The sequence below is a fragment of the Streptomyces sp. NPDC002490 genome (assembly GCF_040296045.1).
In the GTDB taxonomy this organism is placed as follows: Bacteria; Actinomycetota; Actinomycetes; order Streptomycetales; family Streptomycetaceae; genus Streptomyces.
In genome coordinates this window covers 1-24,280 of record NZ_JBEOWM010000025.1, presented here as the reverse complement: position 1 = coordinate 24,280, position 24,280 = coordinate 1, and the positions used below count along the sequence as shown (strand labels likewise).

Genomic DNA, 24,280 nt, shown 5'->3' with positions numbered 1-24,280 from the left:
GGGAACGGACGTGCGGTGCCGTGCCGTTCCCCGGCTCCGGCACCCTGCGGTGCCCCTCCGTGCCGTGTGCACTCGGGAACAGTGGTCGCTCACCCGAGCGAGCCGGGACAGTTCGACCGGACGTTAGCCCATGAGGGTGAAAATCAGTTTGACCATAACTCCAGCCGTTTCTCCTGCGTTTCTTCCCATGCGGGTGAGTGCCCGCAGACGATCTGGAAGGCAGGGAACCTATGAAGCGGGTTGCCCGGAATGGCTTGATCGCCGCAGCTGTCGCCGGAAGCGCTGTCGTGGGGGCAGCGCCGGCGTTCGCGGATGCGACGGCTGACGGTGCGGCGGTCGGCTCCCCCGGTGCGGTCTCCGGGAACACGATCCAGCTCCCGGTACACGTCCCCGTCAACGCGTGCGGGAACACCGTGAACGTCGTCGGACTCCTCAACCCGGCGGCGGGCAACACCTGCGCCAACCAGGGTTCGGGCCCGGCGTCCACGGGCTACGGGGAGCAGGCGCCCGGCGGGAACGAGGCCGGCACCAGCACCTCGAACGGAGGCGGAGCCACGGCGGAGGGCGCCGCCGTGGGTTCTCCCGGAGTGGTCTCCGGCAACGGCGTCCAGTTGCCGGTGGACCTCCCGGTCAACGTGAGCGGCAACACGGTCGACGTGGTCGGCGTCGGCAACCCGGTCTTCGGCAACCACGCGGAGAACGTCCCCGCGCCGAAGCCTCCGCAGCCCCCGGTGCGCCCCGAGCGGCCGGTGACCCCGAAGCCCGAGAAGCCCCCGGTCGAGGAGCCGGTGAAGCACGCACCGCACACGGAGGCCAAGCCGCCGGTCGAGATCCCCGAGGAGCGGGAGCAGAAGCCGGCCGAACCCGCGCAGCAGGCCGAGGAGCGGGCTTCGCTCGCCCAGACCGGTGCCGACCCGCTGGCCCTCGCCGCGCCCGCCGCCCTGGCCCTCCTCGGCGGAACGCTGCTGCACCGGCGGTTCCGCCGGCAGCGCGACAACTGAGCCGACCCCCTCGGGCGGCGGGTGGATCCCCTCCTTGATCCGCCCCTCCCCGAGTCACGGGCCCCGCCGCGGCCTTCCTCCGCGGCGGGGCCCGTGGCCGTCGTCCGGCCGGCCGTCAGCCGTCCCCGGCCGACGGCGGGGCCGGGGTGCGCGGGCCGGGCTCCAGGGGAGGGCAGTTGGCGGCCATGTGGGAGCGGCACTGCGGCTTGGGGGCGTCCCGCAACCGGGGCTCCACCGCCCTCGGCGGGATCAGGAGCAGAGCGGTGAGGGAGCCGAGCAGGAAGAGTCCCGCACAGCCGAGGACCGCGCGGTGGAACGAGGTGTTCACGGCGTCCGCCGAGGTGTAGGCGTCCCCGGAGAGGCCCACCGCGAGCGGCAGGGCGGCCACCACCAGGAACTGCGCGATCCGCGCGGCGGTGTTGTTGACCCCGCTGGCCAGCCCCGCCCGCGCCGCCTCGACGGAGGCCAGCACCGTCGCCGTCAGCGGTGCGACGAACAGGCTCATGCCCACGCCCAGCACCACCACCGCGGGGAACACGTCCGCGAGGTACGAGGAACCCGGGCGCACCCGCAGCATCAACAGCACTCCGGCCGCCGCCACCAGCGGGCCGGTCACCAGGGGCAGGGTGGGCCCCACCCGCCGGGTCAGTTCCCCCGCCCGGGCCGAGAGCAGCAGCATCAGCACCGTGATGGGCAGCGTCGCGGTCCCCGCCTCCAGGGCGTTCCAACCGAGCGCGGTCTGCAACTGCACCGGCAACAGGAACAGGATGCCGCCGATCGCCGCGTACAGGCACAGGGTCATGACGTTGGTGGCGGTGAACAGCCGCGACCGGAAGATCGACAACGGCAGCATCGGCGCCGCCCTGACCCGCTCCACCAGGACGAACACCACTCCCGCGACGACCCCGCCCGCGGCGGACAGGGCCACGACCGCCGGGGACGTCCCCCCGGAGGCGTCGATGAGGGCGTAGCTGACACCGGCCAGGCACAGCGCGCCGAGGCCCGCACCCAGCAGGTCGAAGCGTTCCCCCGCGGCACCCGGGTCACGGCTCTCCGGAACCTGCCACAGGGCGAGCGCGATGACCACGACGGCCAGCGGCACGTTGATCAGGAAGATCCACCGCCAGCCCGGGCCGTCGATCAACCAGCCCCCCAGGAAGGGCCCGAGCGCCCCCGCCACCCCGGTCAGCCCCGACCAGGCGCCCACGGCACGGGACTGGTCGTCCGGGTGGTACGTCGAGCGGACCAGCGCCAACGACCCGGGGGTGAGGAGGGCCCCGCCCACCCCCTGGAGCGCCCGGGCGGCGATCAGGGTGGCGTCGTCGGGGGCGATGCCGCACAACACCGAGGCCACCGCGAACCACACCACCCCGATGACCAGCGTCCGCTTGCGGCCGATCCGGTCACCGAGCGCGCCGCCCCACAGGAGCAGGGTCGACAGCGTCAGCATGTAGGCGTTGACCACCCATTGCAGCCCGGACAGGGAGGCGTTCAGGTCGCGGCCCATCCGGGGCAGGGCCACTGTGACCACGGTGCCGTCCAGCATCGCCATCCCGGAGGCGAGGACCACGCACGCCAGCACCCAGCGCCCGCGGGCCGAGGACAACCGGACGCCCGGGCCCTCCGCGGGCGGTTCGACGGCCCCGGGACCGCCCGCCGACGCGCCCCGCCCGCCGGCCCGGACGTCCGGCTCGGGACCCGGTTCCGCCTCCGCACCCATGCCTCGCGCTCCGGCGGGCGGTCAGTCGCTGACCCGGCTCCGGCCGGCGTACAACAGATCCCGGTACTCGGGGTGCCGGGCGATCCAGCCGGAGTAGAACGGACACACCGCGAGCACCGAGGTCCCCGTCGCCCGAGCGGCGTCCAGCGAAGCGCGCACCAGCGCCCCGCCGATGCCGCGCCCCTCGAACCCGGGGTCGACCTCGGTGTGGACGAAGGCGACCAGTTCCGCGGTGCGGATGTACTGCGCGAAACCCGCCAGCACCTCACCGACCCGGGCCTCGTACCGCTGCCGCTCCGGTGCGTCGACGACGGTGACCGTCTCGGCTGACTCGCTCATCGGGTGGCCCTCTCCTCGGATTCCGCGGTGGAACCAGGGTGACCCGTCCGGGCCCGCGGCGCGAGCCGGACGTCCGGACGGGTCGGTGCACCGGACCGGGTCAGCGGGCCCGGTTCAACTGGCGGTCCGCCCCGCCCTGGGTCCCGTGCCACCAGGTCGTCACCGGGTCGTACACCGTGACGCGGTTGGTGCCGCTCACCGTCCGGGCGGTGAAGGACGTGCCCCGGTGCCGCTGCTCCGTGATGACGTGCACGGTCCGCACGGTCCGGGCGAGCGGATCGCCCGGCCGCTTGATGGTGCGGACCTTCGCGTGCGCCTTCGCCCCCGCCGCCAGGGTGTAGGTCCGGCTGGTCGCGGACGACACCGGCTGCGCGGCACCGTCCAGGTTCCCGAAGGTGATCGTCGGCACGCGGTCGATGCGGCAGGCGCGGACGTCGTCGTTGCGGACGGTGAGGCGGAAGACGTGGGGCTTGTCGGTCTTGGCGACCTTCAGCTTCACCTTGGCCTCACGACAGGCGGGAGCCGACTGGGCCTGCTGCGGGGCCGCGGCGGCGAGCGCCGGGGGCAGGGCGAGGGCGAGGGAGGCGGCGACGGCCGAGGCCGCGAGGAGGGAGCGGGCACGCATCTTCTGGTTCCCCTGTTCGTCGTGCGGTGCGTCGGGAGGGGGAGCCGCCGTACGGCGCGCAACGTCCGAGCGCCCCGGTCCGGGCGGCCGGTCCCCTTCGATGTGTGGGGAGACGAGCGGGGCACCGAAACGGTTGCGGCCCGACCGCACCCCGCGCCCCCTCCCGCCGGGCGCCGTGGGGGAGTTGACGTCCGACGGGCCGCGGTTCACCCGCGCGCCGCGCCGCGCCGCCGCCCGTGGACGACGGCCGCCCCCACCAACAGCAGCAACGCCCCGCCGCCGAGCAGCGAACCGGTCGACCAGCCGGGGTCGGCGGACTCCTCCCGCTGCGCCACCGACACGGCCAGCGGGCGGGGCGTGGCCACCGCGGGCAGGGTGGCCGCGGCCGGGGCCGGACGCGGTGGCGGGGCGAGCAGGGAACCCACCGGCCGCACCCGGCCGGCGGCGGCGAACCCCCAGTCGAGCAGGGCCCGCGCCTCCTCGTACACGGCGTGGCCCCCGTCCTGGGGGTTCATCACCGTGGCGATGACGGTCCGCCCCTCGCGTTCCGCCGCTGCGATCAGCGTGTAGCCGGCATTGCTGGTGTAGCCGTTCTTCACCCCGATCAGCCCCCGGTAGGCGGCCACCCCGTCCTCGCCGGTGAGCAGCCGGTTGGTGTTCTGGATGGGGAAGGTCACCCGTCCGCCGGGGAAGTCCGCGAGCCTGGTGGAGCCGTACCGGACGAAGTCGGGGTGGGTGAGCCCCTCGCGCCCGATGACGGCGAGGTCGTAGGCGGAGGACACCTGGCCCTCGGCGTCGTAACCGTCCGGCGACACCACCGTGGTGTCCAGGGCGCCCAGGGAACGGGCCTTGGCCTGCATCTGCCGCACCGTCTCCTCGACGCCGCCGTTCATCGAGGCCAGGGCCCGCACGGCGTCGTTGCCGGAGCTGAGGAACACCCCGCGCCACAGGTCCTCGACCCGGTACCGGTACCCCGGCTCCACGCCCACCAGCGAACTCCCCGACCCGATGTCGGCCAACTCCCCGTCGGTGACCGTGTGGCCGGTGCCCGCGGCGACGCGGGGGAGGACCGTCACGGCGAACAGCGCCTTGAGGGTGGAGGCGGGCGGCAGCTTGCGGTGCGCGTCGTGCGCCGCCAGCACCTCACCGGTGTGTGCGTCCGCGACCAGCCAGGACAGCGCGGACAACCCGGTCGGCGGGGCGGGCGTACCCGGCCCGCCGGGATGGGCCTGGGTGCCCGGCCGTTCGAGCAGGGAGCGGTCGGGCACGGGGCGGGGCTTGGGCGGCTCCGGCTCGCGGGACCTGGCAACGGCCGGAGACACCGGCAGCAGGAGGGCGGCCCCCACGGCGAGTGCCACGGAACGGGCCAGGGCGGCACGCGCCATTCGTCTGATGACCATTCAGTCACCGTAGGAAGGGCCGGCGCGCCGCGCAGATCGGCTTGATCCGGATAGCGGTACGGTCCCGCCGGCGGGGTGGACGCCGGGGCGAACCGGTGTGATCCATCGGAAGAGTCACCCGAACGGGGGAGCCGCGCTGCGATCGCCGGATCGGGAGCGTGGGTCATGATGCGATGGTGTACCGATCACTCAGCGCGTTGGGCGCCTCCACCGTTCTGATCGCTCTCGCCTGCACGGGATGCAGCGCGGGAACCACGGACGGCGCCGCCTCCCCGGCCGCCCCCCGTTCCCCCGCCGCCGGCGCGCCCGGACCCCTCTCGGGTGCCGACGCCCGGGTTTCCGCGGGGGTCAGCGAACAGGCCGGTACCTTCGGCGTCGCCTACCTCGGCGACGGGCGCCGGTTCAACGCCCCGGGATCCGCGGAGGGCGAGGACGAGGAGCCGCAGTACCAGCTCACCGTCACCCCCAAGTCGGTGGTCGTGGGGGCGCTGCCGGCCAAGGGCGGGGGCACCGGACCCGCCGCCGGACAGCACTGGGAGGCCGTGAAGGTCTCCCTCGCCAACACCGGGTGGGACACCTACGAGGGCATCCTGGCCAGGTCCCTGACCGTCCAGGACTCCGAGGGCAGTTCCCACACGGCCCTCACCAAGGTCGAGAAGCTGACCGTGGGGGAGGTCCTGGACGTCGAAGGCGAGCTCCTGTTGGGCGAGCAGGTCACGGGGTGGGTGGTGTTCGCGCTCCCGGACGGCGCCTCCGCCGAGCAGCTCCACTTCCGCTGGGACAACACCAAGACCGTCAACACCCATCGGGGCTGGCGCCTGTGAGCACCACGCACGGGGCGGCCCCCGCGCTCCGCGCGGCGACCGCCCCGTGATCGTGCGGCGCCCCGAGGGGCGCCGCCTCCGCCCGGGCCCACCCCCGTGTGGCCCCGACGGTCCGGCCCCGATCAGTCGGTGACCGGAATCCTCCCCTCGGTTCCGTCCCCGTTCTGCGGCGTGGCGGGCGCCGCCCGCCGGGCCGCGTCCTTGAGGAGCGCTCCGAGGTCCACCCCCGTGGTGGAGCTCAGCAGTTCCAGCCCCTGGGCGACGTTGTCGGTCACGGTGCGCGACAACTGACCGGCCCCGTCGGTGGAGATGACCGTCATCTTGTCCACCGCGGACAGCGGCTCGGACGCCTTGCCGACGACCTCCGGCAGCACCTGGACCAGCATCTGGAGGACCGCCGCCTCCCCGTACTGGGCGAAGGCGTCCGCCTTCTTGTGCATGGCCTCCGCCTCGGCGCTGCCCTTCGCGTGGATCGCGTCGGCCTCCGCCTTGCCCTCGATCCGTACCGCCTCGGCCAGCGCCGCACGCTGCGCCTTCTCGCCCTCACCGGTCAGCCGGGCCCGCTCGGCCGCGGCTTCGGCCTCCTTGACGAGGGCGATCCGCCGGGCCTCCGCCTCCTGTTCGGCCTGGTAGCGGGCGGCGTCCGCGGGCTTGCGGATCTTAGTGTCCAGTTCGCGGTCGGTCAGTGCGGCCTGGCGCGCGGCGACCTTCTCCTGCTCGGCGAGGACCTCCTGGCGCCGTGCCGCCTCGGCGAGCGGGCCGGCGGCGTTGGCCTGGGCCGCGGCCTCGTCGGTCTGCGCCTTGATCTCCGCCTGCTTCAGGTAGAGGGTCCGCTGCGCCACGGCGATCTCCTCCTCCGCCTTGAGTCGTGCCTGCTCGGCGGCCTGCCGGGCGACGGCCTCGGCGATGTCGGCCTCCTGCTTGGCCCGGGCGGCCTCGGGACGGCCCAGGTCCTCCAGGTAGGAGCCTTCGGTGGTGATGTCCTGGATCTGGAAGGCGTCCAGCACCAGGCCCTGGCCGGAGAGGCTCGTCTCCGCCTCCTCGGCCACCTGGCCGGCGAACGCGGCCCGGTCCCGGATGATGTCCTCCACGGACATCCGGCCCACGATCGAGCGGAGCGCGCCCGACAGCACCTCCTGGGTGAAGCCGACGATGCCGTTCTGCTGCTGGAGGAAGCGCTGCGCGGCGGCGCGGATGGAGTCCTCGGTGCCGCCGACCTTGACGATCGCGACCCCTTCGAGGTTGGCCTTCACCCCGCGCAGGGTCACCGCGCCGCGCACCGAGATGGGGATGTGCCGGCTGGACAGGTCGAGCGTGGACTTCTGCTGGACGAACGGCACCACGAACACGCCCCCGCCGACCACGACCTTCTGGCCGCTGTTGTCGGTGAAGACCCGGCCCGTGTCGGGGTCGGTGGACTTCTTGCCGCGGCGTCCGGTGACGATGAACGCCTCGCTGGGCCCGGCGACCTTGTAGCGGGTGATGACCACCAGGCCGAGCAGGACCAGCAGGACGACGACACCGATGACGGAGATGACTACTGGACTCATGGAAGAACCCCCCCTGCCCTCCGGGGACGGCAGTGTTGGACGAGTGGAACCACATCAGTGGGACGACGACGGCGGGGACGACGGTTCGCCCCGAGGGCCGTCCCGGGGACGGACCCGGCAGCCCGAGGGCGAAGGGCCGGTGGATCAGCCCTGGTCGAGGTGGACCGGACGGACGACCACCGAGGTGGCGGTGGGCGCCGACTCGACCCACACCTCGGTGCCCCGGGCGATCGGGACCGAACTGCGCGCCGCGAACTTGGCTGGCTGTCCCGCCAACCGCAGCATGACCTCGCCGTAGCCCTCGACGGGAATCGCGGTGACGACGCTGCCGGTGCTGCCGATCAGGTCGTCGCCCCGGGGCGCGGGCGGGGTGTGTTCCTGCATCAGGGCGCGGCTGAACCTCGCGGTGAGCCAACCCGCCCCGACGCCGGCGACCGTGCCCACGGCGGTCGCCGGGACGGCGCCCAGGCCGGTGGTGCCGAGGACGATGGCCCCGCTGAAGCCGAGCATCGACACGAACCCGGCGATCACCGGTAGGGAGAGCAGTCCGTCGAACGCGCCGAACAGGCCGCCGATGCCGTCGGCGAGCCCTTCCAGGAACCCGTCGAAGACCAGCGCGGCAGCCAGCACCACGAGTCCCGCGATGCCCAGACCGAGAAACCACTGCATGTCCCGGGCCCCCCTCCTGCTGTCATTCCCGTGCCGCCCCTGGTACGTGCTCCCCCGGGCGGCCGGGTCCATCCTCGCACGGATGTGCAGACTTGTTCATTTCCGTATTCCGGCAATCTTTACGCGTTCTTAATGCCCGATCCGGTCGAACCGTCAATCCCGGTCACCCGGAGTCCGGTCGGCCGCGCCCGGCCGACGCCCCAGCAGTTCGGCGAGCCCCTGGCCGGTGGCCGCGAGCACCACCCGGTCGGTCGGACGCAGCACGTACCCGGGGTGCAGGTCCCAGACGAGTCCGCCTGCGGGGCCGCCGGAGCGGTGCGGGGCGATGCCGCCGGTCCGTTCCCGTCCCGGGGGCGCACCGTCCCCCGCCGAGGTGTCCAGGGCGAGCACGCGCCAGGCTCCGGGGCGGAACGCCTCGGCAACGGTGCGCCCTTCCAGCGGGGCGAGCCCGGCGACGATGACGGCCGCGATCAGCAGCACCTTGCGCTCCACGGGCACCGCACCCAGGATCTGGCGCCCCATCATCGCGCCGGCGAAGGCGGGCGCCGCGAGGAAGGACACGCTGCGGCTCCGGGTCACGGCCCGCGGGTGCGCGGTGCGCAGGGTGCGGTACACGGCGGTCGCGTAGTCGTCGTCGTACAGCCGCATCACCACCCGGAGCTCCGGATCGAGGGACCGGGCGTACAGGGCTGCTTCCAGGTTGGTGGTGTCCACGCTGGTCAGCGCGAGCAAGGAGTGCGCCCGGTGGATCTTCGCCGCTTCCAGGACGCCCTCCTCGGTGACGTCCCCGAGCACCACGGGCACCCGCAGCCGGCGGGCCAGGGCCATTCCGCGCGCCTCGGGGTCGGCCTCGACGCAGACGACGGGTATGTCGAGTTCCCGCAGCCGGGCCAGGACCCGGGTGCCCACCTTGCCGAGGCCCAGCAGGACCACGTGGCCCGACAGCCCGCGGGGCGGGCGGCGGGTGACCGCACCGCTGCGGAAGGTGCCGAGCGCTTCCAGCACCGCGGCCAGGAGCACCGGCAGCAGCAGCAAGCCGACCAGGCCGGAGAGGAGTTGGAGGACCTGACGGCTGGTCGACTCCCCGAGGGCGGGTTCGTTGATGGAGAACAGGTCCAGCAGGGTCAGGTAGACCGCGCGGAGCGGATGCTCCCCGGTGGTCCACATGGCGGTGATCGCGAGGGCGACCACCCCGAGGACGAGGCAGACGAACGACCACCGCAGGCGCGGGGAGAGCAGCGAGCCGAGCGGAACGCTGCGGCTGACGGGTTGGACCGGGCCGGAGTAGGACACGGTCTCCAGGACGATCCGGTCCCGCCCCGCCCCCGCGGCCACGGTGCCCTCGTCCGGCAGCAGGTGGGGCAGGGCGGTGGTCGGGCCCTGGGTGTCGGTGGCCGTGTCGGTGAGCAGGGCGAGGGTGCACAACGCCGGGTCGTCGGGGTCGTCCGGCTGGTCGGCCGGACGCTCCGCGGTCCGCAGCAGGACGCCGTGGGCCTGGACGACCTTGCTGCTTCCGGCGACCGCGGCGGCGGTGAGGGCGGGGGCGGCGGTGTCGGCGTCGGACAGGATGGTGGTCGAGGCGTCGAAGGCGTCGGGGGCGACGCCGAGCGAGGAGAGCCTGGCCGCCTGGTCCAGCACGTCCTCCAGGTACTGGCCGAGCCGCCGGTTGTAGAGCCGGATCACCAACCGCAGCCGGGGGTTGAGGCGCCGTGCGGCGAGGGCCGCGCGGATGTTGGTCTCGTCGTCGTCGTGGACCAGGGCCAGCGCGGTGGCCCGCGCCACCCCGGCCTCCGCGAGGACCTCGTCGGTCAGTTCGACGGCCTCCAAGCGGTCGGCGGGGGAGCCGGGTTCGGGGTCGCCGGTGGTCCCCGCCGCGCGTTGGACGGCCGCGGACACCCGGCCGAGCAACTGGGAGGCCCGGACCCGTCCGGGGGAGGGGGACGGGCCCGACCGCCCACCGGGCGGGACCACGAGGGTGACGTGTTCGCCGTACACGCCGCGCAGTTCGGAGGCGAGCCGCCGGGCCAGGGCGTCGTCCCCGCAGACGACCATGTGTCCGGCTGCGGGTGGGGTCGGGTGTGGGGGTGCGACAGACATGGTGCGTAAGACTGCCCTACACCGCACGCGGTTTCACCGCGGGGACGGGACAGGACGGAACGGGAGGGACGCGGACGCCCCCGGGTCAGTCCTTGGGGGCCACCGACCGCAGGGTGGGGCGCCGGGTGGCCCGGGCCGAGGCCAGCAGTACGTGCATGCGCTCGGTGACCTGGGCGAGGTCGTCGGCCGGGCGCTGGAACGGCAGCCGCACGTCCTCGTGGTCGCGCAGCCGTTCCAGACGCAGGGTCAGTCCGTGGCGGTCCAGCGCGAGCGGTTGCACCCGGACCACCTCCGCCAGTTGCTGGGGGTCCAGGAGCCGGGTCAACCACTCCACGGCGTCCGCGTGGGAGTCGGCGAGGTGCGTCAGGAGTCGGGACTCGGCGGTGGCGAGGGGATCGGGCGCGGCCCGGGCGAAGTCGTCGATGTCGATGCCGATGTGGCCGGACGGGACGTGCAGGACGGCGCAGGCGGGATGGAAGACCAGGTGGTCGCCGTCTCGGGTGAACCGCCCCGACAACCACAGCCGGGAACGGATGCGGTCGCGCACCGGGACGGGCGCCGGATCGGAGAACTCCAGGAGCGCCGTCGGTTCCCCGCGCGGAGCGCAGATCGAGGCGGCGGCCAGCCCGCTGTCGGCCGGTACGCACAGGCGCACGGTACCGTCGTCGGCGACGGAGTGGGCGCTGACCAACTCCTCGTGGCAGTGGTCCGTCGTGATGGCGCAGGACCATGCTGCCGCCAGGACGGAGCGGGCCCGTTCCGCCGCGGTGGGCGCGGTCGTGCGAGCCGGACGGACACCCATGGGGAACCTCCACTGTTAGGTAAGCCTTGCCTAACTTAATGGAAAGTCGCGCGAAGAGCCACCGGGCGCGCCCGGTGCGTCGACCGTGCGGGTGGTGGAGCGGGTGATTCCGCGGGTGGCCGAGGGGTGGAGTGTGAATCTGGTCGCGTGCACGTGCACGAGGGTCGAGTGAGAACCGGAGAGGGGTTCCCGCGGTGTTCGGTGCGTCCGGCCGCCCCGTCCCTGCTGACCGGGGTCGCCGACCCTCCCGCGGAGGTGGCTCCGCGCGGCGTGCGGAGGGGGACGGGGGTGGATTCGGCGCCGGAAGGCGCTTCGGATGGTGGATTTTCAGTCGATTGCCCGGAGGTCGTCATTCGGCCACGGAGTCTTGACGGGTAGGGCGATTCCCCTTGATTCCTGGGGTGTGCGCCCCTGCGGGCCCCCTGCGTCTGTCACATCTCGCCACTGTTTCAACACACAAGGTTACTGAAACGTGGGGGGTCGATGTGAATTTCATAGCGGGACTCGGCAGACTCACCGTCGCCGAGCACGCACCCGGCTCGTCGACCGGCCACGCTGCACCGAGCGGAAGGAGACCGCCGTGATGAACACCCGCTGCGGGACCACCGCCGATCTGCGGGGCACGGTCGCGCCGGGGACGGGCCGCACCCCGGTGGACGGATGGTGCCGCGTCGGACCTCATGGGCTGTGGGGGCCCGGGGCAACGACCGGACCGAAGCCGTCGGGGGCCGTTCGGTGCTGAGGGGGAGCGCTCGCGAGGCGCTCACCGGCACCGGATAGACCGGGACCTGGAACGGTCGTCGACCTGCCTGTGGGGGGCAGCGTCCGACCGCCCGTGTGGGGGGTCCCAGTGGGGGATCGGCCGGACGGGGGGACCACCCCCGTCCGGCCGATCATGTACCGGCCGCCCCGGCCGTCCGCGCTTCGCCCCGCACCACCGTCGCCGGGAGTTCCCCGCACCCGTCGAGCCGGGCCCTGAGCCCGGCCCGCCGGAACGCGGCCACGGCGTCCGGCGCTTGGGACGCGCTGGTCTCCACCAGGAGCGCCCCGCCGGGGGCCAACCACCCGGGCGCCCCGGAGGCCACCCGGCGCAGTACGTCCAGCCCGTCCTCGCCGCCGTCCAGGGCCGCGTGCGGCTCGTGGTCACGGGCCTCGGCCGGGAGGAACGCCACCTCACCGCTCGGCACGTAGGGGACGTTGGCGACGAGGACGTCCACCCGACCGCGCAGGCCCCCGGGCAGTGCCGAGAACAGGTCCCCCGCGACGACCCGCCCGCCCAGGGGCTCGACATTGCGTCGGGCGCAGCGCACCGCCGTGGCGTCGACGTCGGCCGCCACCAACTCCGCACCGGGCACCGCGGAGAGCACCGCCGCACCGATCGCCCCCGAGCCGCAGCACAGGTCGACCACGACCGGTCGCCCGGTGGACACCCGTCCCGCCAGGGCGATCGCCCGGGAGGCGAGGAACTCGGTGCGTCGACGCGGCACGAACACCGCAGGCTCCACGGCGATCCGCAGCCCGTGGAACTCGGCCCAGCCCAGCACGTGTTCGAGGGGAAGGCCCGCCTCCCGGCGCGCGGCCATGGCGGCCGCCTCGTCGGAGCTGCGGGCGGTGGCGAGGATGAGCTGGGCCTCGTCCTCGGCGAAGACGCACCCGGCGCGCCGCAGTCGGGCCGTGAGGGCGGTGGCCTCGGGGGAGGACCCCCCGGGAGGGGCGGTGTCCGAGCCGCCGAAGGCGAAGCCGTCGACGGTCCGGAACGGATCGGCTGCGTGGGGGGACGAGGACGCACCGGAACCGGCGGAGGCGGAGCGGACCGCCGGGGAACGTGGAGGAACGAGCATGCGAACACGGGCCTTTCGAGGAACCGAAAGGGCGCTCCGCGGTGCCGGGACGGGCCGCGCTAGGCAGCCGGGGCCGGACGGCCGGCGAACGAGAACACCCTGCCTGAACAGGCGGAAATGGTTCTCACCCCCCGGGCAGTCACCGACACGGACGGAGCCATGCTACCCGAGCGGTTCGGACGCGGTGCAGCGCACGGCGCCCGTACGGAGATAGCGCTCGGCGGCGAGCGCGGCCTCACGGGCGCTGCGGCGTCCCATCAGGACGCACAGGGTGTACGCCGTGTCCTCGAACCGTCCCCGGACGGTCCCGTTGGACGGATTGGCCAACATCAGGCGTTCCCACGCCCGGTACCGCCTGAGCAGGGTGTCCACCTGCGGTTTGTCCGGCAGCAGCATCGTGCCCCTCACCTCCGGCCTGTCGTGCCGCGCGCGGTCGTGCGGTGGTGCCATGGTGCCCCGCCGTCCGCCGCTTCTCCCGTCGGGCAACCGGGGCTCCGGCCCCTCGCGCCCCGCCGGGGTCACCCGGATGCCGTTCCGTCCTCCGCCGCGACCCCGGGCCGCGCCCTCGTGTTGCACGGGTGGAGCAACCCCCGCAGGCTGGAGGCAACCCAGCGGACACCCGCACTCACACTTCGTGCGCACCGCTGCGCCGAACGGGCGGGTTCCCGCGGTCGCAGGCGGTGCGGGTGGAGGAAATCCCATGACCGTTCCCCGTCCCTGCTACTACGGCGTGGAGGTGGAGGCGTGCCGGGAACGGGCCGACCAGGTGCGCCGCGTCCTCGCCGCCCACCTCTCGCACTGGACGCTCGACCACCAGGTGGGGCCGGTGTGCGGAGGCGTCGGCGAACTGTTCGCCAACGTCGTGGAGCACACCGACGACACCACCGCCGTGGTGGAACTGTGTTGGACGGGGCGCCATGTCATCGCCTCCGTCGCCGACCGGGACCGCCGACCGCCGCGCCTGCTCGGCCCGACGCTCGGCGGGCTGGCACGGGTGGCCGCGCTCAGCGACGGCTGGGGCAGTTGCGGCGTTCCGGGCGGCGGCAAGGTGGTGTGGTTCACCCGGCGGGTGGAGTCCGCGGAGGGGCTGCCGCTGCGATGGCCCGCGCCCCCGCCCGCCCTGCGGGAGATCCGTCACCGGCCCGCGACCCGGTCGTCCCGGCGGCGGTCGGGGTGCCCCGTCGACGGGCCGTGGAACGCGCGCGGTTGCCTGGTCGCCTGAACCGGAACGGTCAACCCGGGCCGTTCACCAACCGGGCGACCGTGCCGGTCAGCCCCTCCCACGCGGCTTCGGTGTCTGCGCAGTGCCCGTGCGGGGCGCGGAACAGTTCCCAGAAGGCCGACACGTCGTCCAGGTCCCAGCGCAGCCGGTACAACTCCAGGGCCGACGGATCGGGGGTGCGACCGCTCTCCACGGCCCACACGGACAGCGCCTCGTGGTCGAACCCGCCCTCCTCCCGGGCGGCCACGTGCCAGAGGTCGCGTTCCGGGAAGGAGCGCCCGCAGGTGTCCCAGTCGATCAGCCGCACTTCGCCGTCGGGGCCCCACAAGAGGTTCCCCGGGTGCGGTTCGCCATGGGTCACCACCGGCGCGTCCGCCCGGGCCGACACCTCCCCGACGAGCCGGTCGAACTCCGCGAGCCGCCGCCGCAGGGCCGTGCCGTGCCGGCGCAGCAGCGCACGGGCGGCGGCGGTGCGGGGGCCGACCTCCGGGTCGGAGTCCGTCCCCGGCGGGACGGACTCCCACCCGGACCGGGACGGCAACCCGGGAGCCAGGGTCCGGGCCGTGGCCGGCGCGACGGCCCGGTGCAGGGCCGCCAACGTCCGCATCACCCGGGCCCGTTCCGCCGCGCCGAGCCGTTGTCCGAACTCCCCGGCGCTCCCGTCCACCCAGGGTTGCAGGGAGAGGCCGTACCGCCCGTCCATCCGCTGGACCGTGCTGCCGTCACGGCCGGGCAGCGGGGCCACCACGAAGTCGAGCCCCGCGGCCCGGAGGGCTCCCGCTGTGTCCAGTGCCCCGCGCAGGCCCTCGTACGCGGCCCGAGGCCCGTCACCGCAGTGCGGCTTGCGCGCCAGGTCGGACACGGTCAGGAACCAGTGCCGCCCCCCGGTGTCCGTCACCCTCCAGTGGTAGTCGCCGAACCCGAGGGGCGCGTAGTCGAGGCGGACGGCCGCCACTCCCCAGGCCCGCAGGCCCCGGCGCAGTGCGGTCTCGTCCACTCCGGCGGGCAGGTCGCGCATCCGGCGACCCTATGCCCGCCGCTGACCGCGGCGCATCCGGATATGCGCGCGGCCGTACGCTGGCCGTCAGTGCGGTCGCGCGGAGGGTTCGAGGACGAAGACGGGGATCCTCCGCTCCGTCTGCCCTTGGTACACGGCGTACTGGGGGAACACCGCCACAGCCCGCTCCCACCACAGGGCCTTCTCCTCGCCGGTGACCTCACGGGCGATCATGTCCCGTCGTACGGTGCCGTCCTGGAGTTCCAACCGGGGATCGGAGATCAGGTTGTGGTACCAGACGGGGTTCTTGGGCCCGCCGCCGAAGGAACCGACCGCCGCGTACCGTCCTTGGTGTTCCACCCGCATCACCGGCGACTTGCGGAGCTTGCCGCTCCGTCCGCCCCGGGTGGTGAGGACGACTACGGGCATGCCGTGGATGGTGGTTCCCCGGGTGCCTCCCGAACTCTCGTACAACTCCACCTGATCGCGCACCCAACCGGTCGTACTGGGTGCGTACTCGCCCGTCAACGGCATGGTCCCTGGTCCCTTCGTCGGTCTCGGAGAGGTGTCCGTCCCCCGTCCCCGTTCCTTACGGACCGTCAACCGGCCGCGCCCGACCGGCATTCCCGACCGCGCCCGCATCCCGTCCGGTGCGCCGGCGGCGCGGTCACGGACCGGGCTCGAACGCCCAACGCTGGCGGGCGGAGCGGTCGCGCACCTTCACCGCCACGGCGGCCCCGGCCTCGGCGGCGATCGGAGCGAGGGCCAGGTCGTCCTTCCAACGCGGCACCAACTGCCCCTGGATGGTCAGGTCGTAGCGGACGTCCGTGCCGTGGTCGGCATCGCGCCCGGTGCAGGAGTCGAGGGCCGCGAGCCCCTCGGCGGCGTGCGAGTCGAGGCACAGCCGGGCGTCGGCGCCGCTGCGCAGCAGTCCGTCGCCCTCGTACGACCACTGCATGGTCCGTCCGTCCGCACAGGGCAGCAGGGCCGCCCGGGCACCCGCGACCGGGCGCCGGCCGAGCACGTCCAGACAGAGCCCCGTTCCGACGTTGAGCAGGGCGCCCCGCAGCGCTCCGGCGTCCCGTTGGCGGGGCGGGGCGGAGCCCGCGGCGTCCCGGCCCGACCACCAGGCGGTGGTGAGGGCCGCGACCGCCGCCACCGCGACCACCAGGGCGGTTGCCGGGAGCACGCGTCGACCGGGCGCGGCAGCGGCCGGGCCCCGTCCCCGGCGCCGTCCGTGGCGGCCAGGGGTCGGGAGACGGGTGGTCACGGGGGAGTCCTTCCGGGCCGTACCGGGCAGGCGTCCGGCCGTGCGGTCCTCAGCCCTGCGGGGGGTCGATCGGGATGACGGGCGCGGTCCGCGGGCCGTCGCCTTTGAGTTCCGTGCGCTCCTCGGTGCGGTGGCCGCGCGCGATGTAGTCGCGCACCACCAACTCGACGGCGTCCTGGGGCGAACCGACGCCTGCCAGAACCATGGCCTCAACCACGAGTTCGGCGTCCAGACTGACGGTGACCTTGGCCATGGCGGCTCCTCCCGAGACGGCGGGACCGGACTCTAACACCCGCGGCCGACGTCGCGTCAGCCGGCGGCCGGGGCGGCGTCGGGGACCAGGCCGGCCACGGCGCCCGACGCCTTCAGCCCGGAGCCGGTCAGGACCACGACGACGGTCTCCCCGTCCCGCACCGCGCCCCGGGCCCGGAAGGTCTCGACCGCCGCGGCCGCCACCGCGCTGGTGGGCTCCGCGTACAACCCGCGGGCCGCGAGGTCCCGCACCGCCCGCGCGATGTCCGGCTCCGGGACCGCGACGAGGTCCCCGCCCGAGCGGCGCACGGCGGAGACCACCTCCACCAGCCGCACCGGTTCGCGGATGGCCGCCCCTTCGGCGAGGGTGGGTCCGAACTCCGGCGCCGGCATCGAGTGGAAGGCCGCGTCGATCGGGGCGCAGGCCGCCGGTTGGGCCACCAGCAGCCGGGGCCGCCGGTCGATCAGGCCCGCGCCGAGCAGCTCCGTGAACCCCAGGTCGCAGCCGAGGACGATGCTGCCCGCCCCCGCCACGGTGACCACCGCGTCGGGCGCCCGGTAGTCGAGGTCCTCCCAGAGTTCGTAGGCCAGCGTCTTGGTGCCCTGGAGGAAGTACGGATGCCAGTTGTGCCCGGCGTAGGGGACCCGCTCCGCGCGGCGCAGCGCTTCGGCCGCGGTGGCGTCCCGGTCGCCCGCCACCGTGGTGATCCGGGCGCCGTAGGCCCGGGTCTGCAGGACCTTGGCGGCCGAAGTGCCCTCGGGCACCAGGACGGTGGCGTCGATCCCGGCGGCCGCGCAGTACGCCGCGACCGAGGAGCCCCCGTTGCCCGAACTGTCCTCGACGACCTCGTGCACTCCGCGGGCGGCGAGCGCCGAGACCAGCACGCTGCTGCCGCGGTCCTTGAAGCTGCCGGTCGGGTTGAACCACTCCAGCTTGAACCGGACCGGAGACCCGGCCCACTCGGCCGTCACCAGCGGCGTCGCGCCCTCGCCCAGGCTGACCGGTCGGTCGATGCCCGGCGGGAGCACCGCACGGTAGCGCCACAGCGAGCGGGCGCTCCGGTCGATGTCGGCGCGGGCGAGCGCCGGCAGCCCCGCCACGGTCAGCGGGGCGCCGTCGTCCCCGCGCCAGCGCAGTGCGTCGAGCGGATAGGACCGCCCGGACCGCACGTCGACCAGGCGGGGTCCGTCCGGCTCGCCGGGAAAGGGGGGCGCGTGGTCCGCCGCTGGCTGCATGCGTGCTCCTCCTGCCGTGGTGGCGCGGTACCCGGTCCGCCCGCGGCGGCTCGTGATCGACGGGTGACGGCGACCGCAGGGTAGCCCGTGGGCGATCATGCGGGCAGGGGGCGGTACGGGGGCACAGGAGTTCGGACCGGCCGCGCCGCCGGATCAGGCGTGCGGCCGCTCCCCGCCCGGGAGGAGGCTCCGCAACCGGGCCCACCGGGGGAAGCGCTCGTGGCGTTCGCGGGTACTGCGGTCCAACTCCTCCATGAGGCGGCGGGTGCGGTGCTCCAGGTCGAGTTCGGCCAACATGCGGTCCACCTCGGTGAGGAGGGCGCCCTGGAGCTGCCAGCCCCGCGGATCGTCCCGCACGTCGTCCAGGAGCAGCCCGGCGGCCCGGTCGCGGGTCCGTGCCGCCGCCGCCAACTGCTCGTTGAGCCGTTCCTCGGCCGTGGTGGCGCTGCTGCTGGCCTGGGCGGTCACCAGTACGGCGAAGCTCACGAGGGCGTCGGCGACGTGGCCGAGGGTCTCCCGCAGGGCGCGCCCGGGCTCCGGGGGGAGCAGCGGGGCGCCGGCCCGCACCCGGCTGAGGTCGGCGAGGGTGCGGGACAGGACCCGCACCACGACGGTGCAGATCTCCAGGGTGTCCAGCCCGGTCCGCAGCACCACCCGGTTCAACAGGCCCTCACGCACGCGGGGGTTGAGCCGCAGGCTGTCCTCCGCCTGTCGGAGCACGGCGTCGACGTCGGCGACGTCGTCGTCCAGTTGGCGGGCTTCGTGCAGGCGCTGCTCCGCCAGCCGGGGCGGGGTGGGGGTGACCAGTTGCTCGGCGTCCCGCAGCAGCAGCCGACGCAGTCGGCGGGCGAGGTCCTCGATGGACTCCCCGGCGGTGTCGACCCACACCGGGGGCGCCAGGACGAAGTTGAAGGTGAGGCCCACCACGGCGCCGATCAGCGTCTCCAGCACCCGGTCCCAGGCGGAGGCCCCGACCTCGGTCACCCCGAGGACGAGCATGGCGCTGATCGCCACCTCGGGCACGAACTCGCCCACCCGCACGAACTGGCCGACGGTCAGCGAGGCCAGGATGATCAACCCGAGGCTCCACCAGCTCAACCCCACCAACGAGCTGAACCCCACGGCGATCAGCACGCCGATCACCACCGAGTTGACCCGGCGGATACCGGTGGTGAGGGTGGCGTACAGGGTCACCTGGACCACCAGCAGCGCGGTGAGCGGCGCGGTCAGCGGTGCCGTGACATCACTCAGTTGCAGGGCGACGACGTACGCGATCGTGGCCGCGACGGTGGACCGCAGGATCTGGACCACCACCGGGTCCCGCCACCGCCGGACGGTCCTGGCCAGCCGACCGTCCCCCGCCCGCGGTGTCTTCGGCACCGGGACCCGTGCCTCGCTCACCGGGTCACCGCCCGCGGCGCGTGCCGCGTTCCGCGCGCGGGCGATGAGTTTTCGGCGGAGCATCGGTCGTACGGACGAGACCCCATCCTCGTATCCATCGCGTGAGCGGGAGGCACCACCCATGACCAGCGAAGCATTCACCACCTGCCTGTGGTTCGACGGGAAGGCGGAGGAGGCCGCCGCCCACTACCTGTCCGTGTTCACGAAGGACTCGCACCTGGGCTCGGTCACCCGCTACACGGAGGCGGGCCCGGGACCGGCCGGCACGGCCATCACGGTCGACTTCACCCTGAACGGGCAGCGCTTCCTCGCACTGAACGGGGGACCCCTGTTCACCTTCAACGAGGCGATCTCGTTCCAGATCCACTGCACCGACCAGGACGAGATCGACTACTACTGGGACCGGTTGACCGCGGACGGGGGCCAAGGCGGCCAGTGCGGATGGCTCAAGGACAAGTTCGGGGTGTCGTGGCAGGTGGTTCCCACCGAACTGCCGGCCCTGCTCGCGGATCCGGATCCGCAGAAGGCGACCCGGGCCACCCGGGCGATGCTCGCCATGACGAAGTTCGACCTCGCGGAGTTGCGGCGGGCCCACGCCGGAGAGTGACGACGCGGGTGTCCGGTGCGCCGGGCCGCGGGGCGCCGGCGCGGTGGTCGATCACTGCCCGGCGCCCAGGTGTTCGGCCAGTTCCTTCTCGTCCTCCGCGGTCAGCGAGGTCTTGAGGAGGGTGCCGCCGAACGGCTGCATGGCGTCGGCGAACTTGTCCTCGGTGATCTTCGCAGCCATGATCACCACGGCTGCCGAGCCCGGCTGGAGCAGGGACTGCACCTGCCCCCGGAACTCCTCGTTGACGCCCGACTTGCTCAACTTGCCGAAGAGCCCGCCGAAGGCCGCGCCGGCCAGTAGCCCGAAGGCCGGGACGAGGAAGAGCAGGCCGAAGATCATCCCCCACAGCGCCCCGGAGGCCGCCGAGACGCCGACGATCTTGCTCGGGGTCTCGACGTGGTTCTTGCCCTCCTGGTCGACGGTGACGACGGCGAGCCCGGAGAGGTCGACGACGAAGTCCTTCTGGAGGGTCTGGACGCGTTCGTACGCCTGATGGGCGACGCCCGGGTCCTCGTACCCGATGACGATGAGCTCGGACATGCGGTGCCTCCTCGGTCCGTGGCCATCGGCGACCACGCTCGCAGTTGCACCATATGTCCGTTCCTGGAGCGGGGCGCGCGAAGGCTCCGCGGGCCCGGGGCGCCTCAGGACGGGAGCGGGGTGCCGCACCGGGCGCAGTACCGGTCGCCGAGACCGGTGGCCAGCCGCCCGCACTCCGTGCACACCCGGTGCAGCAGGCAGGCCGGCTCTCCGCCGTACGGGTGCGCTTCCTCGGGGGCGGGGGACGGGGGTGCGGCGGCCCGGGCCCCCACGGCCAGGAACGCCAGTCCCTCGGGCCCGGCCGTGAGCACGTACCGGCTCCCCGGCGGCACCCAGCTGACGCACCCCGTGTCGACGGCCTCCAAGCGGCTGCCCGACTCCAGGTGGCCGTTCCCGCGGGTAACGTAGAGCAGCAGGTCGCCGCTCTCGGGGGCGGGGGAGGCGAACTCCCGGTCCGGGGCGACCTGGACGACTTCGGCGTCGAGTTGTCGTTCGGTCCCCCCGAGTTGCCAGCCGCCGTCCTCCGTCGCCATGCGTCCCGTCCCTCGTCCGTGTGTCCGTCGTGCCCGCTCGTGCGCCGCGTGGGTGCGGTGCCGGGTCCGACGGTACGCCGCCGGTGCGGTCCGGGGGAACGGTCCGGTCCGCCGCGGGGTGCGCCGGGGCGGGTGAGAGGCGAGTGGCGGGGCGGACGCGTGGGGAACGGGCGAGTGCGGACGTTTTGAGTCAGGTTCATGCCATGGGGGCTCAGGGGTGTCGGCCCATCGGAGCGGCTCAGCGCGCTCCCGGGTGCCGCCGGGGGGCGGGAAGAGTTGCCACTGGCCGGATCGGATTGGTGACATTCCGTCAGGAAGTGAACTAGAGAAGGGGGATGCCCCACTGCTCGCACCGGAGCCGCCGCACCGCAGCAGCCCGTGACGCACCGCCCCGGAGGTGATCCGTGCACGACGAGTTCCTGTGCCACGTCACCGCCTACGGGGTCTGCGGCGGGCAGTGGATCGGCGTGCCGCTGGGCACCTACCGCGCCCCCACGCTTCCGCTCGCCCTCTGGTGGCTGCGCGACCGCGCCCTGTGGATCGCCGATCGCCTGGATCCGGAACCCGGCGGGTCGGCCATTCCGACCGGCGCCCTCATCGAGGTCACGGACGCCGTCCCCGACGTCCCCTCGGCGCTGCGGACCTGGTGCCGCGAACCGCAGGCACAGGCCCGGGCCGCCGAAGAGCTCTCCCAGGGGCGGCTGTTGCGGTTCGCGGCACAGGACGACACCACGGAGTACGAGCTGCTGGCCGAGTCCGTCGACACCCTCCGGATGCGACGCACGGCGAGCGGCCCGGCACTGTCCCTGGGACGGGTCCCTTCCCGGTGAGCGGGATCAGCTCTGCGGCGGCTGCTGGTCCTGGCCGCCGAGGCGGTCCTTCAACGCCTCCTGGCCCTTGTCCACCTGGCCCTGGTACTTGTTCTGGGTCCTGCCGTCGACGTAGTCGCCTCCCTTGTCGACGCCCTTGGAGACCTGGTCCCCGTGGCCCTTCAGCATGTTCTTGAGCTTGTCCATCATGGACATGGCCCACCTCCTAGAGGGGTTGTTCCGTCTTCAGCTTCACCCGACCGGGCCCGTCCCGCATCCGCGCACCGCGCCGCCCGCCCCCCCGGGCGCCCGGCTCCCCTTCCCGGCGGGGGGTTGACGGCGTCCGACGCGGGCCATGGTCACAGGGAGAGACCGCCCGCCCCGGGCGGCACCGAGGGGGAGGAGCACCCATGGCCGACAACAAGGGCCTGGCCGAGCGGCACACCGCCGACGAGGGGGGAGCGGGAGCCGGCCGAGCGCCGGGCGGGCTGCCGGTGGCGGCTGCCGCACTCACCGTGACCGTCGCCGTGTACATGGCCCTGGTCGCGTTCGGCAACATCACCGACTTCGGCACCAACCAGCAGTTCGTCCGGCACGTCCTCGCGATGGACACCACCTTCAAGGACGAGGACCTGATGTGGCGCGCCATCGAGTCGAAGGCCCTCGCCGACGCCGCCTACGTCCTGATCATCGCCTGGGAGACGCTGGCCGCCCTCGTCCTGTTGGCCTCCGGCTGGCAGTGGGCCCGTGCGCTGACCCGGCGCGGCGGTGACCCGGCCGGTGCGGCCCGGGCCCGTCGGACCGGATCGCTGGGGCTGGTGATGGTGGTGCTGCTGTTCGGCCTCGGGTTCATCGCGATCGGCGGGGAGTGGTTCGCCATGTGGCAGTCGTCCCAGTGGAACGGCCTGGCCGCCGCGACCCGGAACCTGACGCTGGCCGGATTCGCCCTCGTGGTCACCTGGTTGCCGGGCGCCGTGCCGACCGGGGGGCGGATCGGCCGCTCCTCCTGAGCGCGGTTTCCGGCGGTGCGGGAGCGCACCGCCGGAGACGGAGGGGCTCAGCCCGCGGGCCCGCCCCCGCGGCGGCGCCACCACCGGGCGGCCCCGCCGCCCAGGAACCCCGTGACCGCACCCCACGCCACCGCCACCACCAGCGCACCACCCCACCGCGGACGCAGCAGCACCTGCCCGGAGGACCCGCCGTCCGGATCGCCGATGCCCAGCAACGACAGACCGAAGGAGACGTCCACCCGGACGAGCAGGCACACCACCGCCACGGTCACCACCAGGGCGAGCCCCCAGCGCACGGCGAGCCGCCACAGCGGTGTGCCGGGCGGTGACCGCAGTGCCGCGAGGGCGGCCGCCGAGCAGAGCGCCAGCGCCGCGATCGGCACCAACCACCAGAACCCCGCGTCCTGCTCGGCCAGCGTCCGCACGCTCAGCTCGCGCTCCCCGCCACCCCGCAGCACCCGGTCCAGTGCCGTGGGCACCGGCAACCCGAACGGGCCGTCGACCCGGCCGTCCCACACCACCCCGAGCCCCAGCACGAACGCCAGCCAGACCAGATCGGGCAGCCCGAGCAGCACGACGGCGAACGTGTCGGCCGGGTGCCCGCGCACCCCCGCGACCACCACCCCGATCACCAGCCCCACCGCCACGTAGCCGAGCAGCAGGTCCAGCGCGGCACGTGCGGCGGGCCGCACCGCCGAACGGAACCGCGACACCCGCCCCGGAACGGGCACCCGGGGCGAGACCAGGAGCGCGACGAGGAACACCCCGGCGAGCCACCCCAGACCCCGTAGCACGCTGCCGCCGACATCGGCCTCGAACCCGACCGTGGGCCGCAGCCCGAACAACTCGCCCAGCTCGGACAGGAGGCCGTCGCCGAGCGGAACCCCGAACTCCTGGCGCGCCCCGAGCGCCAACCCCACCAGCGCGGCCGTCCACAGCAGCGCGATCCGACCGGCCCGGCCGGCCCACTCCCGCCCGTCCACCACCGTCCGGCGGTGCCACGGCGCCAGGAACCCCGCCCCCACGACCAGGGCCCCGGCCAGCCCCACCGACAGCGGAAGCACCCGCAACTCTCCCCGTCCCCCCAGGAACGCGCCCGCCCCGCCGGTCAGTTCGAGGTCCCCACCCACGGCGAGCGACACGACCGCGACCACCACCCGGGGGAAGGCCCCGTCCGGCAGGCGGTGCGCCCCAGCGGCCCACAGTCCCGCCGTGGCGAGGACGCCCATGGTGCCCAGCGCCGCGCCCACCGTGCCGCACGCGAGGAGCCACCCGTGCCACACCGGCCGCGCCGGGCCGTGCCCGGCCGTCCGACCCCCGGTGCGTCCCTCGTCCACGCCGCCACGCTAAGCAGGGCGGCGGCCCGGCGCTTCCCGGAGGGGGCCGACCGCGTCCGGTCCCGCCGGGGCGCAGGGGGGGCGCCCCCGCGGGACCCCGCCAGGGGGCGCTCACGGGTCCTCCCCCCCCCCCCCCGCGGCCGGCCGGTATGTACAGGACCGGGTTCGCCCCCGTGTGGTTGGTGCGGGCGGTGTGGG

General features: G+C 74.1%; 26 protein-coding genes. 6 read left to right on the top strand and 20 right to left on the bottom strand.

Going from position 1 to position 24,280, the window contains the following annotated elements; translation table 11 throughout:
• Positions 1-230 precede the first annotated feature (230 nt).
• Positions 231-1,001: a chaplin gene (locus ABT092_RS17865; protein WP_351244824.1), complete on the top strand. Its 771-nt coding sequence runs from the start codon at positions 231-233 to the stop codon at positions 999-1,001.
• Between the two features lie 115 nt (positions 1,002-1,116).
• Here ABT092_RS17865 and ABT092_RS17860 read toward each other — a convergent pair whose 3' ends face one another.
• The 4 genes from ABT092_RS17860 to ABT092_RS17845 form a co-directional block, all read right to left on the bottom strand.
• Positions 1,117-2,721, bottom strand: coding sequence for an MFS transporter (locus ABT092_RS17860; RefSeq protein WP_351244822.1), 1,605 nt, complete (start codon positions 2,719-2,721; stop codon positions 1,117-1,119).
• Positions 2,722-2,742: 21 nt separating this feature from the next.
• Entirely contained in the window at positions 2,743-3,060 is a 318-nt protein-coding gene (locus ABT092_RS17855) for a GNAT family N-acetyltransferase (RefSeq protein ID WP_351244820.1), read from the bottom strand.
• Positions 3,061-3,160: 100 nt separating this feature from the next.
• Positions 3,161-3,685 (bottom strand): DUF4232 domain-containing protein, encoded by a 525-nt coding sequence (locus tag ABT092_RS17850; RefSeq protein ID WP_351244818.1) that lies wholly within the window; start codon positions 3,683-3,685, stop codon positions 3,161-3,163.
• 206 nt (positions 3,686-3,891) lie between these two features.
• The gene (locus ABT092_RS17845) at positions 3,892-5,085 is read right to left on the bottom strand and encodes a D-alanyl-D-alanine carboxypeptidase family protein (RefSeq protein WP_351244816.1); all 1,194 of its coding nucleotides are present in this window, start codon (positions 5,083-5,085) and stop codon (positions 3,892-3,894) included.
• Between the two features lie 173 nt (positions 5,086-5,258).
• Here ABT092_RS17845 and ABT092_RS17840 point away from each other — a divergent pair, with 173 nt between their 5' ends.
• Complete coding sequence (locus ABT092_RS17840; RefSeq protein ID WP_351244814.1) at positions 5,259-5,909, top strand: DUF4352 domain-containing protein; 651 nt, start codon at positions 5,259-5,261, stop codon at positions 5,907-5,909.
• Between the two features lie 122 nt (positions 5,910-6,031).
• Here ABT092_RS17840 and ABT092_RS17835 read toward each other — a convergent pair whose 3' ends face one another.
• From ABT092_RS17835 to ABT092_RS17810, 6 genes are all read right to left on the bottom strand, one after another.
• On the bottom strand, positions 6,032-7,459 hold the full coding sequence (locus ABT092_RS17835; protein ID WP_351244812.1) for a flotillin family protein: 1,428 nt from the start codon (positions 7,457-7,459) through the stop codon (positions 6,032-6,034).
• 144 nt (positions 7,460-7,603) lie between these two features.
• A complete protein-coding gene (locus ABT092_RS17830; protein WP_351244810.1) occupies positions 7,604-8,128 on the bottom strand; it encodes an NfeD C-terminal domain-containing protein in 525 nt (174 codons plus the stop codon).
• Between the two features lie 153 nt (positions 8,129-8,281).
• On the bottom strand, positions 8,282-10,180 hold the full coding sequence (locus tag ABT092_RS17825; protein ID WP_351244957.1) for an NAD-binding protein: 1,899 nt from the start codon (positions 10,178-10,180) through the stop codon (positions 8,282-8,284).
• Positions 10,181-10,310: 130 nt separating this feature from the next.
• The gene (locus tag ABT092_RS17820; RefSeq protein WP_351244808.1) at positions 10,311-11,027 is read right to left on the bottom strand and encodes a DUF2470 domain-containing protein; all 717 of its coding nucleotides are present in this window, start codon (positions 11,025-11,027) and stop codon (positions 10,311-10,313) included.
• A gap of 893 nt (positions 11,028-11,920) precedes the next feature.
• A complete protein-coding gene (locus ABT092_RS17815; RefSeq protein ID WP_351244806.1) occupies positions 11,921-12,868 on the bottom strand; it encodes a putative protein N(5)-glutamine methyltransferase in 948 nt (315 codons plus the stop codon).
• A gap of 162 nt (positions 12,869-13,030) precedes the next feature.
• On the bottom strand, positions 13,031-13,264 hold the full coding sequence (locus tag ABT092_RS17810; protein WP_445399363.1) for a DUF5133 domain-containing protein: 234 nt from the start codon (positions 13,262-13,264) through the stop codon (positions 13,031-13,033).
• Between the two features lie 304 nt (positions 13,265-13,568).
• Between ABT092_RS17810 and ABT092_RS17805 the strand changes: the two genes are divergently transcribed.
• Positions 13,569-14,090, top strand: a complete 522-nt coding sequence (locus tag ABT092_RS17805; RefSeq protein WP_351244804.1) for an ATP-binding protein — start codon at positions 13,569-13,571, stop codon at positions 14,088-14,090.
• Positions 14,091-14,100: 10 nt separating this feature from the next.
• Here ABT092_RS17805 and ABT092_RS17800 read toward each other — a convergent pair whose 3' ends face one another.
• The 6 genes from ABT092_RS17800 to ABT092_RS17775 form a co-directional block, all read right to left on the bottom strand.
• Positions 14,101-15,108 (bottom strand): phosphotransferase enzyme family protein, encoded by a 1,008-nt coding sequence (locus ABT092_RS17800; RefSeq protein WP_351244802.1) that lies wholly within the window; start codon positions 15,106-15,108, stop codon positions 14,101-14,103.
• Positions 15,109-15,174: 66 nt separating this feature from the next.
• Positions 15,175-15,621, bottom strand: a complete 447-nt coding sequence (locus ABT092_RS17795; RefSeq protein ID WP_351244800.1) for a nitroreductase family deazaflavin-dependent oxidoreductase — start codon at positions 15,619-15,621, stop codon at positions 15,175-15,177.
• 133 nt (positions 15,622-15,754) lie between these two features.
• On the bottom strand, positions 15,755-16,276 hold the full coding sequence (locus tag ABT092_RS17790) for a ricin-type beta-trefoil lectin domain protein (protein WP_351244798.1): 522 nt from the start codon (positions 16,274-16,276) through the stop codon (positions 15,755-15,757).
• A 130-nt stretch (positions 16,277-16,406) separates the two neighbouring features.
• Entirely contained in the window at positions 16,407-16,610 is a 204-nt protein-coding gene (locus ABT092_RS17785) for a type II toxin-antitoxin system VapB family antitoxin (protein ID WP_351244796.1), read from the bottom strand.
• A 56-nt stretch (positions 16,611-16,666) separates the two neighbouring features.
• Positions 16,667-17,845: a threonine synthase gene (locus ABT092_RS17780; RefSeq protein ID WP_351244794.1), complete on the bottom strand. Its 1,179-nt coding sequence runs from the start codon at positions 17,843-17,845 to the stop codon at positions 16,667-16,669.
• Positions 17,846-17,998: 153 nt separating this feature from the next.
• Positions 17,999-19,246, bottom strand: coding sequence for an FUSC family protein (locus ABT092_RS17775; RefSeq protein ID WP_451361977.1), 1,248 nt, complete (start codon positions 19,244-19,246; stop codon positions 17,999-18,001).
• A gap of 121 nt (positions 19,247-19,367) precedes the next feature.
• Between ABT092_RS17775 and ABT092_RS17770 the strand changes: the two genes are divergently transcribed.
• Entirely contained in the window at positions 19,368-19,853 is a 486-nt protein-coding gene (locus ABT092_RS17770) for a VOC family protein (protein WP_351244792.1), read from the top strand.
• Positions 19,854-19,904: 51 nt separating this feature from the next.
• On the opposite strand, the gene ABT092_RS17765 is transcribed toward ABT092_RS17770, so the two are convergent.
• Together ABT092_RS17765 and ABT092_RS17760 are read right to left on the bottom strand one after the other, a co-directional pair.
• A complete protein-coding gene (locus tag ABT092_RS17765) occupies positions 19,905-20,393 on the bottom strand; it encodes a DUF1269 domain-containing protein (RefSeq protein ID WP_351244790.1) in 489 nt (162 codons plus the stop codon).
• 104 nt (positions 20,394-20,497) lie between these two features.
• Positions 20,498-20,926, bottom strand: a complete 429-nt coding sequence (locus ABT092_RS17760) for a hypothetical protein (RefSeq protein WP_351244788.1) — start codon at positions 20,924-20,926, stop codon at positions 20,498-20,500.
• A gap of 404 nt (positions 20,927-21,330) precedes the next feature.
• Between ABT092_RS17760 and ABT092_RS17755 the strand changes: the two genes are divergently transcribed.
• Positions 21,331-21,756 carry a hypothetical protein gene (locus ABT092_RS17755; RefSeq protein ID WP_351244786.1) on the top strand — a complete coding sequence of 142 codons (426 nt, stop codon included), beginning with the start codon at positions 21,331-21,333 and terminating at the stop codon, positions 21,754-21,756.
• Positions 21,757-21,762: 6 nt separating this feature from the next.
• Here ABT092_RS17755 and ABT092_RS17750 read toward each other — a convergent pair whose 3' ends face one another.
• Positions 21,763-21,951 carry an antitoxin gene (locus ABT092_RS17750; protein ID WP_351244784.1) on the bottom strand — a complete coding sequence of 63 codons (189 nt, stop codon included), beginning with the start codon at positions 21,949-21,951 and terminating at the stop codon, positions 21,763-21,765.
• Between the two features lie 194 nt (positions 21,952-22,145).
• On the opposite strand from ABT092_RS17750, the gene ABT092_RS17745 reads away from it, so the two are divergent.
• A complete protein-coding gene (locus ABT092_RS17745; RefSeq protein ID WP_351244782.1) occupies positions 22,146-22,745 on the top strand; it encodes a DUF2165 domain-containing protein in 600 nt (199 codons plus the stop codon).
• Between the two features lie 47 nt (positions 22,746-22,792).
• On the opposite strand, the gene ABT092_RS17740 is transcribed toward ABT092_RS17745, so the two are convergent.
• Positions 22,793-24,082 carry a streptophobe family protein gene (locus ABT092_RS17740; RefSeq protein WP_351244780.1) on the bottom strand — a complete coding sequence of 430 codons (1,290 nt, stop codon included), beginning with the start codon at positions 24,080-24,082 and terminating at the stop codon, positions 22,793-22,795.
• Positions 24,083-24,280: the final 198 nt, after the last annotated feature.